Annotated in this window: 15 protein-coding genes; 10 read left to right on the top strand and 5 right to left on the bottom strand. The window is 72.3% G+C overall.

All coding sequences use genetic code 11. From position 1 onward, the window contains the following. Positions 1–108: 108 nt before the first annotated feature. Together OCT49_RS16445 and OCT49_RS16450 are read right to left on the bottom strand one after the other, a co-directional pair. A complete protein-coding gene (locus OCT49_RS16445; protein WP_283852640.1) occupies positions 109–948 on the bottom strand; it encodes a MerR family transcriptional regulator in 840 nt (279 codons plus the stop codon). Beyond that, positions 941–1,492 (bottom strand): VOC family protein, encoded by a 552-nt coding sequence (locus OCT49_RS16450; RefSeq protein ID WP_283852641.1) that lies wholly within the window; start codon positions 1,490–1,492, stop codon positions 941–943. Before OCT49_RS16450 ends, OCT49_RS16445 begins: the two co-directional genes overlap by 8 nt. 835 nt (positions 1,493–2,327) lie before the next feature. Between OCT49_RS16450 and OCT49_RS16455 the strand changes: the two genes are divergently transcribed. The 4 genes from OCT49_RS16455 to OCT49_RS16470 are packed head-to-tail and all read left to right on the top strand — an operon-like array spanning position 2,328 to position 5,670. Beyond that, on the top strand, positions 2,328–2,786 hold the full coding sequence (locus OCT49_RS16455; RefSeq protein WP_283852642.1) for a hypothetical protein: 459 nt from the start codon (positions 2,328–2,330) through the stop codon (positions 2,784–2,786). An 8-nt stretch (positions 2,787–2,794) separates the two neighbouring features. Continuing rightward, entirely contained in the window at positions 2,795–3,409 is a 615-nt protein-coding gene (locus tag OCT49_RS16460; protein WP_283852643.1) for a toxin, read from the top strand. Positions 3,410–3,460: 51 nt separating this feature from the next. Next, a complete protein-coding gene (locus OCT49_RS16465; protein WP_283852644.1) occupies positions 3,461–4,774 on the top strand; it encodes an MAB_1171c family putative transporter in 1,314 nt (437 codons plus the stop codon). A 47-nt stretch (positions 4,775–4,821) separates the two neighbouring features. Further along, positions 4,822–5,670 carry a GNAT family N-acetyltransferase gene (locus OCT49_RS16470; RefSeq protein ID WP_283852645.1) on the top strand — a complete coding sequence of 283 codons (849 nt, stop codon included), beginning with the start codon at positions 4,822–4,824 and terminating at the stop codon, positions 5,668–5,670. A gap of 86 nt (positions 5,671–5,756) precedes the next feature. Here the strand turns inward: OCT49_RS16470 and OCT49_RS16475 are convergent, their stop codons facing one another. The 3 genes from OCT49_RS16475 to OCT49_RS16485 all read right to left on the bottom strand — a co-directional run bounded on the left by OCT49_RS16475 (position 5,757) and on the right by OCT49_RS16485 (position 8,828). Continuing rightward, positions 5,757–7,460, bottom strand: coding sequence for a SpoIIE family protein phosphatase (locus OCT49_RS16475; RefSeq protein ID WP_283852646.1), 1,704 nt, complete (start codon positions 7,458–7,460; stop codon positions 5,757–5,759). Between the two features lie 188 nt (positions 7,461–7,648). After that, on the bottom strand, positions 7,649–7,921 hold the full coding sequence (locus OCT49_RS16480; protein WP_283852647.1) for a DUF1876 domain-containing protein: 273 nt from the start codon (positions 7,919–7,921) through the stop codon (positions 7,649–7,651). 94 nt (positions 7,922–8,015) lie between these two features. Continuing rightward, complete coding sequence (locus tag OCT49_RS16485) at positions 8,016–8,828, bottom strand: alpha/beta fold hydrolase (protein WP_283852648.1); 813 nt, start codon at positions 8,826–8,828, stop codon at positions 8,016–8,018. A gap of 289 nt (positions 8,829–9,117) precedes the next feature. On the opposite strand from OCT49_RS16485, the gene OCT49_RS16490 reads away from it, so the two are divergent. From OCT49_RS16490 to OCT49_RS16515, 6 genes are all read left to right on the top strand, one after another. Next, positions 9,118–9,603: a peroxiredoxin gene (locus tag OCT49_RS16490; protein ID WP_283852649.1), complete on the top strand. Its 486-nt coding sequence runs from the start codon at positions 9,118–9,120 to the stop codon at positions 9,601–9,603. A gap of 106 nt (positions 9,604–9,709) precedes the next feature. Beyond that, on the top strand, positions 9,710–10,219 hold the full coding sequence (locus OCT49_RS16495; RefSeq protein ID WP_283852650.1) for an NfeD C-terminal domain-containing protein: 510 nt from the start codon (positions 9,710–9,712) through the stop codon (positions 10,217–10,219). A 158-nt stretch (positions 10,220–10,377) separates the two neighbouring features. Further along, positions 10,378–11,844, top strand: coding sequence for a flotillin family protein (locus tag OCT49_RS16500; protein WP_283855819.1), 1,467 nt, complete (start codon positions 10,378–10,380; stop codon positions 11,842–11,844). Between the two features lie 302 nt (positions 11,845–12,146). Further along, on the top strand, positions 12,147–12,617 hold the full coding sequence (locus OCT49_RS16505) for a cation:proton antiporter regulatory subunit (RefSeq protein ID WP_283852651.1): 471 nt from the start codon (positions 12,147–12,149) through the stop codon (positions 12,615–12,617). A gap of 2 nt (positions 12,618–12,619) precedes the next feature. After that, positions 12,620–13,924, top strand: a complete 1,305-nt coding sequence (locus tag OCT49_RS16510) for a cation:proton antiporter (RefSeq protein ID WP_283852652.1) — start codon at positions 12,620–12,622, stop codon at positions 13,922–13,924. A gap of 255 nt (positions 13,925–14,179) precedes the next feature. Then, positions 14,180–14,635, top strand: a complete 456-nt coding sequence (locus OCT49_RS16515) for a tellurite resistance TerB family protein (RefSeq protein WP_283852653.1) — start codon at positions 14,180–14,182, stop codon at positions 14,633–14,635. Positions 14,636–14,686 lie beyond the last annotated feature (51 nt).

The raw sequence follows: 14,686 nt of genomic DNA on the forward strand, positions 1-14,686 counted from the left end.
CGACCGAGGGTGCCGACCATGAGGCCGCCGCCCGTCTCCGTACCGGCCCTCCGCCCCACGGGCGCGGGTTCCCGGGAGCCCGCGTCCTCCTGCCAGGTCGCTGGCGGGTCACTGCCAGGTCGCGGTGTCCGGGTCGATGCCGTGGGCGCGGGCGTCCGCGTCGATGATCTGCCGGAGCCAGGCGGCGAGGCCGGGCCGGATGCCGTCGTAGTGGGCGGCGAATCCCGGATCGGCCTCGTACATGCGGCCCAGGCAGACCTGCATCTGCCTGGTGAGGGGGAAGTACGAGGTGAAGACCTCGCGGTGCCGCTCGGCGAGCCGGTTCGCCTCCGGGCTGCCGGGGGCCACACCGGCGTCCATCGCGTCCGCGAGGGCGCGGTCGAGGCCGGCGACGGCGTCGGCGACCGCCTGCCACTCCTCCGGGCCGCGCGAGGCGGAGAGTTCGGCGTACTGCCGCCACTGCGTCGTGTCCCCGTAGCGGCGGCGGGCCTCGGCGGGCCCGTCCGGGTCCCACCGGGGGCCGAAGATCGCGGTCTGCTGCTCGACGGTCAGCAGCAGACCGCGCTCATGGGCCTCGATCATCCGGTCCAGTCCGGCGCCGAGCCGCTGGAGGCGGTCGATCCGTTCGGTGACCTGGGCGCGCTGCGCACGCAGCGCGCCCGGCACGTCAGCGGTCGAGTCGTCCAGGACGTCCCGGATCCGGTCCAGGCCGAGACCGACCTCGCGGTAGACCACGATGCGGTGCAGGCGTTCCAGGTCACCGGCGGTGTAGAGCCGGTATCCGGCGGCCGTGCGCATCGACGGGCGGGCCAGGCCGATCTCGTCCCAGTGGTGCAGCGCGCGGACGGTCACGCCCAGACGCGTCGAGACCTGGCCGACGGTCAGGCCGTCGGCCTCGGGACCGGCCTCGGCCTCGGCTCCGGCTCCGGTTTCAGCTGCGTCAGGCATGCTCCTTATTGTCGTCATTCGTGTCGTGGGCCGAGTCCGGCGGAGTGATCCCGATGGCTTCAAGGTTCCGTGCCTCCTGGCTCGCCGGATCGAAGGGCTTCGCCGCGGTGAGGACGATCCGGGCGTTCTCGGGAGTGATCACCGTCACGTCGCGCGTGTTCCAGGGCGTGTCCCGGGGGCCGTCGACCGAGTCCGGGCGCAGCGCGCGGCAGCCCTCGATCACGGAATCGATCTGGCCGAGCACACACGCGAAGCTGAAGCCCATCGCGGGCGCCTGCTCCGGAACGCTCTCCTTCTCCGCCGCGACGAGGAGCACGTCCTGGAACGCCCACCGGCGCAGATGCACGAGTGTGCCGGGGATGCTGAACAGTTCGAAGAATCCGAGCCCGCGGACCCAGAAGTCCACCGAGGCCGCGAGGTCGTTCGTGGGGATCGTCGCGAACGCGGGCATTCCGTAGATGCCGTGGAACGGCTCCGGCGGAACCGCGTCCGGGCCGGGGGCGGGTACGGGGCTGATCTCGAACGCGTTGTAGTAGTCGCTCATGGGCCCCACCTTCCGGCCTCACGCAACGTGAGGGTCAAGCCGGAATTTTCCGAAGCCGCCCGAGGGCGGCTGGTCGGCCGCCGGAGGGCTTCCGGGGCCGGCCCCGGTCGTCTTCCCGACGGTCGGCCGGCCCGGCGTCTTCCTGGCGGCCGGCCGGTCGTGATCCGGGGCCGGGGGCCGGGTTGCACGTACCGCCTACGGCCGCGCGGCCGGTTGCCCGCAGCTGCGCATCCGGCCGGAGGGCCGAAACGCCCACCGACTGCATCGGGTCAATATCTGGCGCGATCCGGTCGGTACCACAACCGTACGGAAGGCCGACGACGGCCACGAGAACGTACCCACAGTTGCCGTGGCGGCCCGGCCGCACACCGCCACCGGCCCGAAATGGGCGCGCGAGCGGCTCTCCCCACCCCGCGGTCCGGGGTGGCGGGCGGACGGCCCGGACGGGGGCGGAGCGCGGCGACACGCATCCAGCTGACCGGCAGGTCAGTTGATGCCGACTTGACCAACGGTCATAATGGACGAGCAGCCCTTCACGCATCCCCCGTCGTGAAGGGCTGCACCCATAACTGCCCACAAATGCACGCCTTGTCCGACTTGTCCGACGGAATTGCGCACAGGGCAGGGCGACTTCACGGGCAGGACACTCCCCTCGCGGTCCCCTGCCCGTGTTTTTTCGAGTTAACAGTGACGTTGCGTATTTACGCAAGCCCGTTCCCGTACCGCCCACCACACCGGGGGCTCCGTCACACGATTCGTTACAGTGCAATCCCGTTGACCGAAACGACGACCGAGCACCGCTGGTCGGGCGGGGAACGGATACGTGGGGAGCCGGATGGACAGCGTCGAGGAACGCACGCCGGAGCTGCGGACACTGCAGCAAAAGGTCGAGTACATGGTCGAGAAGACGTTCCCCGGACAGAAGGTCTCGGGCCGGGTCTTCGCCGACCTGGTCAAGGAACGCGGCGGTTCCCTCTCGCACAGCTACTTCTCCAACATACTCGCGGGGAAGGTGACGCAGCCGTCCGAGGACATCCTCAAGGCGCTCGGCCTGGGCTTCGGCGTGGACTGGCGGTTCTTCAAGGAGGAGTCCGAGGTGGTCGACGACGTCGTCGCCGGGCTCCAGTTCCTCGCCAAGCGGCGCACGGGGGAGATCAGCGGGGTCGCCGGCCGGGGCCTCGACGAGGACGGGCTCCCGCCGGAGCTGCTGCAGTTCGCCCTCTCCCTGCTGGAGGACGCCCGGGGCAGGCAGGACGCGTCCGACGGCGGCGCCCCCGGCGAACCGGAGGGGTAGACCTCCACATGTCCATGCGCGAACTGCGGAAGGAATGCGAGGCCGGGCTGGCCGACCTCCCCATACCCGCGCCCTTCTCCATCGACGCACTGGTGGCGAACATGGAGGCGGCCCGCGGCCGCACCATCGTGCTGCACGAGATGCCCGACCGGCTGGCCCGCGTCAACGCGGCCTGCGGGCTGCGGCTGAAGACCGGCGGGACGAGCTTCGTGCTCTACCGCCGCCGTCCGACCGAGTACCAGACCCAGCACGTCATCCTGCACGAGCTGTGCCACGAGTGGTTCGACCACGGCACCTCCCTCGACGCCGAACAGCTCAGGCGACTGCTGCCGGTCTTCGACACCTCGCTGATCACCCGGGTCCTGGGCGGTGGGCCCACGCCCGCCCCCACGCCCGCGCCCCCGGTCGCCGACACCATCGCCCACGCGATCCGGTCGGGGGACGGCACCGTGCAGGCCCGCGCGCAGTACGACACCCACGACGAGCGCATGGCCGAGTTCGGCGCCTCCCTCATCCCCCGCATGGCCCGGGACGTGTCGAGCGACGACATGGTGGGGCGCCTGGCCAACTCCCTCTCGCGCCCCGTCGCCAGCCGCCGCCGCGGCCTGTTCCGCCGTTCCTGACACCGCGCCTCCCCGTCCTCCTCGCCCCCACCCCACCCCCAAGGACCCGCCGTGACCCCGCTCGACCTCGCCGGCTACCTCATAGCCGTCCTGATGACGGCCGTCGCCGTCTGGCGCATGCCCGCCGCCCTGTGGGGCGACGAAGAAGACAAACGCCGCCGGGCCCTGTGGGGCTGCTACGCGGGCTTCGCCGCCGCCCTGTGGACCAAGACCCAGGCCGTGCGCCTGGCGCTCAACGACAGCGCCGTCACCGACCTCGCCGTCCTGATCAAGCACTACACGGCCACCATCGCGCTCCTGGCCATCCTCAGCTACATCGTCGCCATCTACGGCCAGTACCCCGACGGCGGGACCATCCCGCGCCACGTGCGGTTCGCCCGCGCCATCCAGCAGGTGGCGACCAAGGCGTCGATCGCCACGCTGATCCTGCTGACGGTGCTGTTCTTCACCGTCGTCGACCGCTCCGTCCCCTCGGACCGCTTCGTCGCCGACCACGCCGGTCAGTGGGGGGCCACGCTGTACATGAGCGTGTTCTACCTCTACTTGGGCGCCGCCTCCGCCGTCTGCGCGTACCAGTGGGCGCTGGCCACCGCCGGGGCCCGGCTCCGCCATCTGCGGGTGGGGCTCGGCATGATGACGTTCGCCATGTTCATCGGGGTCGGCTACACCGTCAGCCGGACCCTGTTCCTGTGGGTCAGCGTCCTGGACACCCCCAGCGAATCCTTCGCCCAGCACTTCGACGAGGTCACCGAGGCCGCGCAGGTGGTGCTGTTCGCCTTCTTCGCCGTGGGGGCCTCCATCCCCGCCTTCAGCAAGGGGCAGCGCCGCGCGAAGCTGTGGCGGGCCCAGGTCAAACTGCACGGCCTCTGGCACGAGTTGATGACCGCCTTCCCCGAGCAGCCCTTCGACCCGCCCGCCCCGCTGGTCCGCGAACTCACCCGCTTCGACACCCCGGCCGACCTGCGCATCGACCGCTGGGCCGCCGACATCGCGGACGCGGTCGAAAAGCTGCGCCACTACGTCCCGGACACCCTGCTCCCGGCCGCGAAGGCCGCCGCCGCGGCGGACGGCGCCACGGACACGGAGAAGGCCGGCCCGCTCGCCGAGGCGTACTGGATCAAGGCCGCGCTCACCGCCAGGAACAACGGCGCGGGCGCCACGACCGCCGCCGCGGTGGACACCCAGCACGCCACCGACCAGGACGGCGAGGTCGCCTGGCTGGTGCGGGTGGCCACCGCCTACCGGACCGTCACGGCGGACCGGGCGACACAGGTGCTGGAGCAGGCCGCGACCGGCGCCGGTGCCCGTGGTGCCGGTGCCGACGCCAGTGCCGGTGCCGCACAACCGCCGCACACCGGTGGATGACGGAAAAACCACCGTTGAACGGGGCATCCGATGGGTACGGGTGCCCCGTGCCGAACTTCGAGATCACCACCGCGAGCGCCGATGACCTCACCCTCCAGGCCGAATGGGCCCACCAGGAGAGCTGGAATCCCGGCCTCACCGACCGCCACGCCTTCTTCGCCGCCGACCCGCGCGGCTTCCTGTTCGGCCGGCTCGACGGCGAACCGGTCTCCTGCATCTCCGTAATCCGCTACGGCACCGGCTCCGGCTTCCTCGGCTTCTACCTGACCCGCCCCGAACTGCGCGGCCAGGGCTACGGGTTGCAGACCTGGCAGGCCGGCATGGCCCGGTTGCAGGGGCGCAACGTCGGCCTCGACGGGGTGGTGGCCCAGCAGCCCAACTACCGCAAGTCCGGCTTCCGGCCGGTCTGGACGAACATGCGCTACGAGGGCCTGCCGCCGGCCGGACTGCCCGCCCCGGCCGGCACCGCCCTCGTCGATGCCCGCGCCGTCCCCTTCGACCGGCTCGCCGACTACGACCGCCGGTTCTTCCCCGCCGCCCGGGACGGTTTCCTCGCCCCGTGGATCGCCGGACCCGGGCGCACCTCGCTCGCCGCCGTCCGGGACGGGGAGCTGCGGGGGCTGGCCGTGCTGCGCCCGTGCCGCACCTCGTCCCGCATCGGCCCGGTGTACGCCGAGTCGCCCGAGGTCGCCGGGGCCCTGGTCGGCGCCCTGGCGGCGACCGACCCCGGCACGCCGGTGGCGATCGACGTGCCCGACGTCAACCCGGCGGCCGTGCGGCTGGCGGAACAGCTGGGCCTCACCCCGTCGTTCGAGACCGCCCGGATGTACACCGGCCCCGCGCCGGACATCGACCACGACGGGCTGTTCGGCATCACCAGCCTGGAACTGGGCTGAGCCGGGGCGGGGCGATCCGGGTGCTCTCTCCGGTTTCCGGGGCCGGTTTCCGGGGCCGGTGTCGGTGTCCGTGTCGGTTTCCGGGATCACAGGGGGGCGCGGGGGCGGGTGCGCGAGGCCAGGACCGCTATGTCGTCCTCGGCGCCCGGCCCGAACCGTTCGAGCACCTCGTCCAGCAGGTCGTCGAGGCTGCCGCTCCTGGGCATCGTCAGGTCCTCCAGGCGGGCGAGCGAGGTGTCGATGTCCTCGCCGCGCCGCTCCACCAGCCCGTCGGTGTACAGGAACAGCACCGACCCGGGGCCGAACTCCACCAGCGTCGAGCGGTAGCCGCCGAAGCCGGTGCCCAGCGGCGGCCCCACCGCCATCTCGGCGCACAGCCTGGTGCCCGCCAGCGGGTCGATCAGCACCGGCGGCAGGTGCCCGGCGCTCGCCATCTCGCACGCCCCGCCGAACCGGTCGACGACGGCCAGCAGACAGGTCGCCGCCCGGTCCAGGCCGGACCGCTCGACCATCCGGTCCAGCCGTTCCAGGATGCGGTGCGGCGGCAACTCGTCGTCGGCGAACATCCGCAGCAGCGAGCGGTAGTGGCTCATCGCGACGGCCGCCTCCACCCCGTGGCCCATCACGTCGCCCATCGCCTTCAGATGGCGCCCGTCCCGCAGCGGGATGACGTCGAACCAGTCGCCGCCGACCAGCACGCTCCGGTCGGCCGGCAGGTACCGGGTGGCGATCTCGATGTGCGGGTGCGGCGGGCGCGGCTCGGACAGCAGGGAACGCTGGAGCTCCAGGGCGATGGTGTGCTCGTGGGCGTACCGGCGGGCGTGGTCGAGGTCCACGGCAGCCCGGCCGGCCAGCTCCCGGGCGACCACCACGTCCTCGTCGGTGAAGGCCGGGGAGTCCCCGGCCCGGATCAGGACGAGGACACCCAGCGGCCCGTCGCGCACGGCTACGGGCACGATGACCACCGAGTGCATCCCCAGGGCGCGGAAGGCGGTGGCCCATTCCGGGGCGGGCGCGGAGCTCCGCAGCTGCTCGTCGCCGACGAGGTTCTCCACCACCGGCAGGTTGGCCGACAGACAACGCTGTACGGCGGCGCCCTCCTGGTAGTCGATGTACTCGCCGATCAGCCCGAACCCGCGCAGCTCATCGCGGAGGGCGGGCACGGCGGTCAGCGCCGCCACGCGCAGCCGCAGCACACCGGGCGGGGCGGGGCGGACCGGGGCGGCGACGTCCGGCGGGAACACCTCGACCGTCGCGAGGTCCGCCAGCCCGGGCACGACGAGGTCGGCGAGCTCGGCGCAGGTGGTGTCCATGTCGAGGGTGGTGCCGATCCGGGCGGCGGCGGTGTCGAGCAGGTTCAGGTGGCGCCGGGCCTGTTCCAGCTCGTGCCACCCCTGGTCGGAGGCCATGACCTCCAGCACGATCCCGGCCAGGCCCACGACCCGGCCGTCGCTCTCCAGCCGGTGGAACGCCCCGTGCCAGTACCGCCGGGACCCGCCGGTCGCCGGGGTGAACCCGCTGGAGGTGATCTCGCGGGGCTTACCGTCGGCGAGCACGGCCAGCATCATGTCCTCGCCGACGTCGACCAGCGGAAGGAGCTCGGTGACGGTGCGCCCGATGTGTTCCGCGGCCGGGATGCCGTTGATCCGTTCGAGAGCCGGGTTGACGTAGAGGAAGCGCAGCCCCGTGTCGAGCACCCCCACCCCGGCCGTGGTCCCGCCGAGCAGGGCCGCCAGCACCTCGGGCCCGAGGGGCGACGGCGGATCGCCGGCGTACGCATCGGCCTGCACGTCAACCTCCTGGGCGGGCGCGGACCACCCGCTGCCCGGCCCTCCATCGTCGGCCGCCGGGTCCCGCCGCGCATCCGCTGAACGGGCCGCTTCCCCCTGCTCCCGTACACCGCCGTCCCCGCGGCCCCGCACACCACCCGGGGCCGGGCCCGTGCCCGGCCCCGGGTGTACGGGCCGCCCGGCACCGCTCAGGCGGTGAGCGGGTGCGAGGTACGGCCGGACGCCTCGTCGATCTCGTCGTGCGCCTTCGTCAGCATCTTCATCGCCAGCTCATTGAGGGCTCTGGCCCCCGCGATCTCCTCGCCGACCCTGGGCTGGTCCTTGTCGGAGGGGTGGCGGCTCGCATATCCGTGGGCCCGCACCTCGTTGCCGTCCGGAAGCCGCACCAGGGCGGCCGCACGGGTCCGGTGGGAATCCTCCTCGAATTCCATGTCCACGTGCCACCCGGCAGTTGTCCTCATGACGATCACCTCTCTACCAGGGTGCTCCCGTTCCCCGGCGGCTGCACCACGGCGGCACCCCCGTGACAGAGGGGACGCATGTGTACCCGGGGGCTCACCCCTCCGGGCGAACCGGGCGGACGGGTGGGTCTGGGTGGACCGGGTGGAGTCGGTGTTCCGGTCCGGCCGGTCGCTCCGGCCGGACCGGGGGGTCCGGCCGGTCCAGTCGGTCCAGTCGGTCCAGGTCGAGGGTGCCGCGGGTTCCCGGGGCGTCCGGCGGGAGCCGCAGCGCCGCCTCGACCCGGCCGGGCAGCGGGCCCAGGTCCAGCAGGCCGGTGACGATCCGGCCGGTCAGCGCGTGCCACGCCCCGGCGCGCCGGAGCATCGCGTGGTCGCTGCCCCGGATCGCGACCAGGCAGGTGCGGGCCCCGGCCCGGCGGGCGCGGGCCGTGAGGTCCTGGGAGGCCCGGGGGCTGGTGATCCGGTCGCGGGTGCTGTGCAGCAGGACCACGTCGCGGCCGGCGAGCTGGCCGACCGGGTCGTCGGCCGGGCACCACGGGGCGAGGCCCACCACCGCGCGCACCAGCGGATGACCGGCGGCGCGGAGGGCCGCGCGGGCGCCCATCGAGTGGCCGACCAGGACCACCGGGACCTCCTCCCCGGCCTCGCGGCGCAACGCGTCCAGCGCCCGCACGGCGTCGTGGAGCGGGTCCTCGCGGGAGCCGTTCCAGCCGCGGTGGGCGTAACGGGCGGTGCGTACGAGGACGTCGGCGGCGGGGCCGCCCGCGGCCGAGGCGATGGCCCGGGCGAAGGGGAACATCCGCACGGCGGGCAGGTTCAGCGGACCGGGCGGCGGCGGGGCCAGGCCCGTCTCCGCACCGCCGTGCAGCAGGAGCACGGCCGCGGACGGCGGTCGGGGGCCTGTCATGTGTACCTCCTGGTGCGCCTCGGTCCTTCCCGGTGCGCCTTCGGCGATGATGCGGGAACCGGTCCCGCACCGGAAGGCCGGTCCCGTACCGGGGAACGAGCACGGGCCGCAGACCGGTCCCGTACCGGGGAACGGACTGTGTCAACGAACCGTGCCGGGGAACGAACCCCTACCGGGGAACGGACCCGGGCCGGAAACCGGTCCCGGGGCGGGAACCGAATCCGCGCCGGGCGCGCTCTACAGAGCATGGACCGGAAGACCTGTGCAGCACCGGACCACGGAGGAACACGTGGCATCGTCACCGCAACTCGGGCTGCCCGCCCCGGACTTCACGCTGCCGGGCGGGGTGCTCGCCGAAGGGGCCTTCGAACGACGCGACTTCGGCCTCTCCGCCGCGCGCGGCCGGGCCGTCGTCCTCGCGTTCTACCCGGGCGACAACACGGCCGTGTGCACCAGGCAACTCTGCTCGTACTCCTCGGGCCTGGAAGAATTCGAGGCGCTCGACGCGGAGGTCTGGGGAATCAGTCCACAGGGTGTGGACAGCCACGAGTCCTTCGCCCGGGGGCACGGGCTGCGGATGCCGCTGCTCGCGGACACCGACCGGGAGACCGCCCGGGCCTACGGGGTCGCCGCGCCGGGGATCGGGGTGCGCCGCGCGGTCTTCCTGATCGGTCCCGACGGGGTGCTGCGCTGGAAGCACGTCGCGCTGCTCGGGGCCACGTACCGGTCCCTGGACACACTGACCGAGCAACTTTCCGGCATCAAATCCCCGTAGAAATCTGCCGGGTTCCGGCAGTGTCCACCGCGGGTGCCGTATGGGACCATCCATCCAGTTCGACAGAAACGTCCGGGGGAGTCGGTAGTTCGGGGGAGGTGACCGCGTGACCCTGTTCCTCGGTCTCGGCATCGCGGGAATCGCCCTGCTGGTCCTGTCCCTGATCTTCGACGGGATCCTCGAAGGTCTCTTCGGGGGCGCCCTGGGCGGCTTCTTCGACGGCCTCCTGTCCCTGCCGGTCATCGCCGGATTTCTCTCGATGCTCGGTTTCGGAGGAGCGATCGTGCTCGGCACCACCGGACTCGGCACGGTCGCCGCGATCGTCGCCGGAGGTCTGGCCGGAATCGTCGCGGCCCTGCTGACCTGGAAGTTCAGCAGGGTCCTGATGCGGGACCAGACCGACGCCACCCCCCGTGGGGACGACCTGGTCGGCACGTCGGGCTCGGTCGTCACGGCCATCCCGGCCGACGGCTATGGCGAGGTCCTGCTGCGACTCGGGGGCCAGACCGTGAAGTTCGCCGCGAAGAGTTCGACCCCGGTCGAACGGGGCACCGAGATCTGGGTGGAGGCCGCGCTGTCGACCACCTCCGTCGTGGTCCGTCCCGTCGAGCGCTGACCGGTCCACCGACCGATCGACACACCCTCGGTGCACCGCGCCGGACCGCGCCCGCACCGACCGGTCAACCGATACACCCGCGATGCGCCGCGCCGACCCGCGTCCGCACCGCCCGAATCGAACTGCCGCCCCCGCAGGGAGGCAGGGGGGACATGTCCATGAGCCCAGTCGTGATCGCAGTCATCGGAGTCGTCGTACTCCTGGTGGTCCTCGCGCTCGCCGTCATCACCCGCTACAAGGTCGCCGGGCCCAGCGAGGCGTTCATCATCACCGGCCGCCGCGGCAAGAAGTCGACGGACCCGGTGACCGGCCGCACCAGCATCGACAACAGCGGCCAGAAGGTCGTCGTCGGCGGCGGCGTCTTCGTGATCCCGTTCGTCCAGCAGAAGTTCACCCTGGACCTGTCCAGCCGGCAGATCCCGGTGGCCGTGCGCGGCGCCGTGACCCTGCGCGGCGTGAAGTCCAACCTGGACGGCGTCGCGATCGTCAAGGTGGGCGGCAGCGAGGAGACGATCCGGGCCGCGGCCCAGCGCTTCCTCCAGCAGCAGGACGGCATCGTCCGCTTCACCCAGGAAGTGCTCTCCGGCGCGCTGCGCGCCATCGTCGGCCGGATGTCGGTCGAGGACATCATCCGCGACCGGGCGGCGTTCGCCAGCCAGGTGGCGGAGGAGGCCGAGGCCAGCCTCTCCGGCCAGGGCCTGATCCTGGACGCCTTCCAGATCCAGGACATCACCACCGAGGGCTCGTACCTGGAGGACCTCGGCCGTCCGGAGGCCGCCCGCGCCAAGCAGGAGGCGGACATCGCCGAGGCGGTCGCCCGGCGTGCGGCCGAGCAGGCCCGGCTCAAGGCGGAGGAGGAGATCGCGATCGCGCAGCGGACCCTCTACCTGAAGCAGGCCGAGATCAAGGCGCAGACGGACGAGGCCGCCGCCCAGGCCAACGCGGCGGGTCCGCTCGCCGAGGCCGCCCGCCAGCAGGACATCCTCAGCGAGCAGGAGAAGGTGGCGGAGCGGCAGGCCGCGCTGACCGACCGCGAGCTGGACACCAAGATCCGCAAGCCCGCCGACGCCGCCCGCTACCAGGCCGAGCAGGAGGCGGAGGCCCGCCGGATCGCCCAGGTCAAGGAGGCCGAGGCGGACGCCGAGCGCGCCCGGCTCACCGGTGAGGGCGAGAAGCTCCAGCGTTCGGCCCTCGCCGAGGCCGTGCGCATCGAGGGTGAGGCGGAGGCCGCGGCCATCGCCGCACGGGGCACCGCCGAGGCCGAGGCCATGCACAAGAAGGCGGACGCCTTCGAGCGGTACGGCGAGGCGGCCGTGCTCCAGATGCTGGTCGAGGTGCTGCCGCAGGTCGTCGCCAAGGCGTCCGAGCCGCTGAGCGCCGTGGACAAGATGACCGTGATCTCGACGGACGGCGCGAGCCAGCTGTCGCGCACCGTCACGGACAACGTCGCCCAGGGCATGGAGCTCCTCAGCTCCACCACGGGGGTCGACATCGCCGGGCTGCTGAAGAACCTCAGGGCCGGCAAGTCCGGGTCCGCCCCGGCGGCCCCGGCCGCTCCGGCCGAGGTGCCCGCGCAGGGCGCGAAGGGCGCCGCGTCCGACGGGAAGATCGAGATCACCGACTGATCCGGCCCCACGCCATGACGGTGCCCGGCCGATGCTCCACCGGCCGGGCACCGTCATGTCCGGGTGTCTTCATGTCCGGGTGTGTCTTCGTGTCCGGGTGTCCGGGGTCTTCATGTCAGGGCCGGAACGGGGCCGGGGCGCGGAACGGAACGGGATGGAACGGGACGGGGCGGTGTGCCGTCCGGTCGGGTCTCGTTCCGTGGCGGGGCTCGAAAGCCGCGAAAGCCTCCGGATAAGGTAATGCGCCGATAAAGAGATGACCAAGCATGTCCGAAAACAGCCGCGCCTCTCGGGAGGAAGCCATGGGAACCCACCGCACCACGCTGCCGGGAGTCGGTGTGCAGTACGACTACACGACCGAGTCGGGCCAGCACATCTCCGTCGTCGTCCACCACGACGGGCGGCGGTTCATCGGCTTCTACGACCAGGACGACCCCGATTCATGCCTCCTCTCGGTACCCCTGACGCCACAGGAGGCCACCGGGCTGGCCCATCTCATCGACGCCGCACCCATCGACGCCGTGCGGACCGAGGGCATAGATCTGGTCACCGAGCACATCCCGCTCGGGAAGCGTTCCCCGTACGGCGGCCGGCTGCTCGCCGACACCAAGGCCCGGACCCGTACCGGCGCCTCGATCGTCGCCGTCCTGCGGACGCACAGCGCACACCCGTCGCCCGGCCCGGAGTTCCGGCTGGCCATCGGGGACACACTCGTCGTCGTCGGCACTCGTGAGGGCGTCGACGCGCTCGCCGACATCATCTCGGAGGGCTGACCGTGCACGACACGACCGCACTGCTGGTGGAGCTGGGCTCCGTCATCCTGGGCCTCGGGCTCATCGGCCGATTCGCCGGACGGATAGGCCTCTCGCCGATCCCGCTCTACCTGCTGGCCGGCCTCGCCTTCGGCGACGGCGGGCTCCTCCCGCTGGGGGCCAGTGAGGAGTTCACCGCCGTGGGCGCCGAGATCGGCGTCATCCTGCTGCTGCTCCTGCTCGGACTGGAGTACAGCGCATCGGAACTGGTCACCAGTCTCAAGACCCAGTACCCGTCCGGCGCCGTGGACTTCGTGCTCAACGCGACGCCGGGAGCGGTGGCGGCACTGCTGCTCGGCTGGGGGCCCGTGGGGGCCGTCGCGCTGGCCGGGGTCACCTGGATCTCCTCGTCCGGCGTCATCGCGAAGGTCCTCACCGACCTGGGACGGCTCGGCAACCGGGAGACGCCCGTCATCCTCGGCGTCCTCGTCATCGAGGACCTGTCGATGGCCGTCTACCTCCCGCTGCTCACCGCGATGCTCGCGGGCGTGGGCCTCGCCGGGGGCAGCGTCGCGCTGCTCATCGCGCTCGGCACCGTCGGTTTCGTGCTCTACCTGGCCCTGCGGCACGGGCGGCTGATCAGCCGGGCCGTGTCCTCCGACAACCCGGAGATGCTGCTCCTGGTGGTCCTCGGCCTGACCGTCCTGGTCGCCGGTGTGGCCCAGGAGCTCCAGGTGTCCGCCGCGGTCGGCGCGTTCCTGGTCGGCATCGCGCTCTCCGGTGAGGTCGCCGAGGGCGCGCGCAAGCTGCTGACCCCGCTGCGGGACCTGTTCGCCGCCGTCTTCTTCGTCTTCTTCGGGCTCTCCACCGACCCGGCCGAGATCCCGCCGGTGCTGCTGCCGGCGGCGCTGCTGGCCGTCGTGACCGTCTTCACCAAGATCGGAACCGGCTGGTACGCGGCCCGGCGCGCCGGGATCGGCGAGCGCGGGCGGTGGCGGGCCGGCGGCACGCTCGTCGCGCGCGGCGAGTTCTCCATCGTCATCGCCGGTCTGGCCGTGGCGACCGAGCCCCGCATCGGCCCCATCGCCACCGCGTACGTCCTCATCCTCGTCATCGTCGGACCGCTCACCGCCCGCTGGACCCAGCCGATCGCGGCCCGCGTCCAGGCGTGGCGCGGCCGGGAGGACAACACCTGCAAGGGCGGCGGCCCCGCAACCCCTCCGGTACCCGCCACGCGGGAGCCGGCCGCACAGGCCGCGGAAGCCGCGGAGGAACAGCCGGTGGAAGAGCAGCCCGGGAACAAGCAGCTCGCCTCGTCCACGGACTGAGGCCGGGCACCGTACGGGCCACGGGTGGGGGCACGACCGAGCAGGTCGTGCCCCCACCCGCATGTCCGCCGCCGTGCGGGCACTCCGTCGCGGGGCGGTTCGTTGTCCGGATGCCTCCGGACGGGGCCGGGCGGGCCCATCGGCCCGCCCCGCGCACACCGGTTCCGGCACGCGGGGGACGCCCCTGCTGCTAACTTCTACACATCTGTAGAATTGGAACCCACTCCGGCAACACACGCAACGTATGGAGACGTCATGGCACTGTGGGATCGGATCAAGGAATCCGCTTCGTCGATGCAGTCGCAGTTGGAAGCGAAGAAGAACGACCTCAAGAGCGGGGCGTTCCGCGACGCGAGCATGGCCATGTGCGCCCTGGTCGCCGCCGCCGACGGTTCCATCGACCCGTCCGAGCGCCAGCGCGTCGCCGCCCTGATCACCAGCAACGACGTCCTGCGGAACTTCCCCGCGGCCGACCTCCAGCGCCGCTTCGACGACTACGTGAACAAGCTCACGGCCGACTTCGCCTTCGGCAAGGTCAGCGTGCTCCAGGAGATCGCCAAGGCGAAGAAGAAGCCGGCCGAGGCGCGCGCCGTCATCCAGATCGGCATCGTCATCGGCGGCGCCGACGGCGACTTCGACAAGTCGGAGCAGGCCGTCGTGCGGGAGGCGTGCTTCGCGCTCGACCTCCCGCCGCACGAGTTCGACCTGTAGGACCCCCACCCGCGACCGGCGGCCCGTACGCCCTCCGGGGCCGTACACCCT

The sequence above is a fragment of the Streptomyces sp. ML-6 genome (assembly GCF_030116705.1).
Classification (GTDB): Bacteria; Actinomycetota; Actinomycetes; order Streptomycetales; family Streptomycetaceae; genus Streptomyces.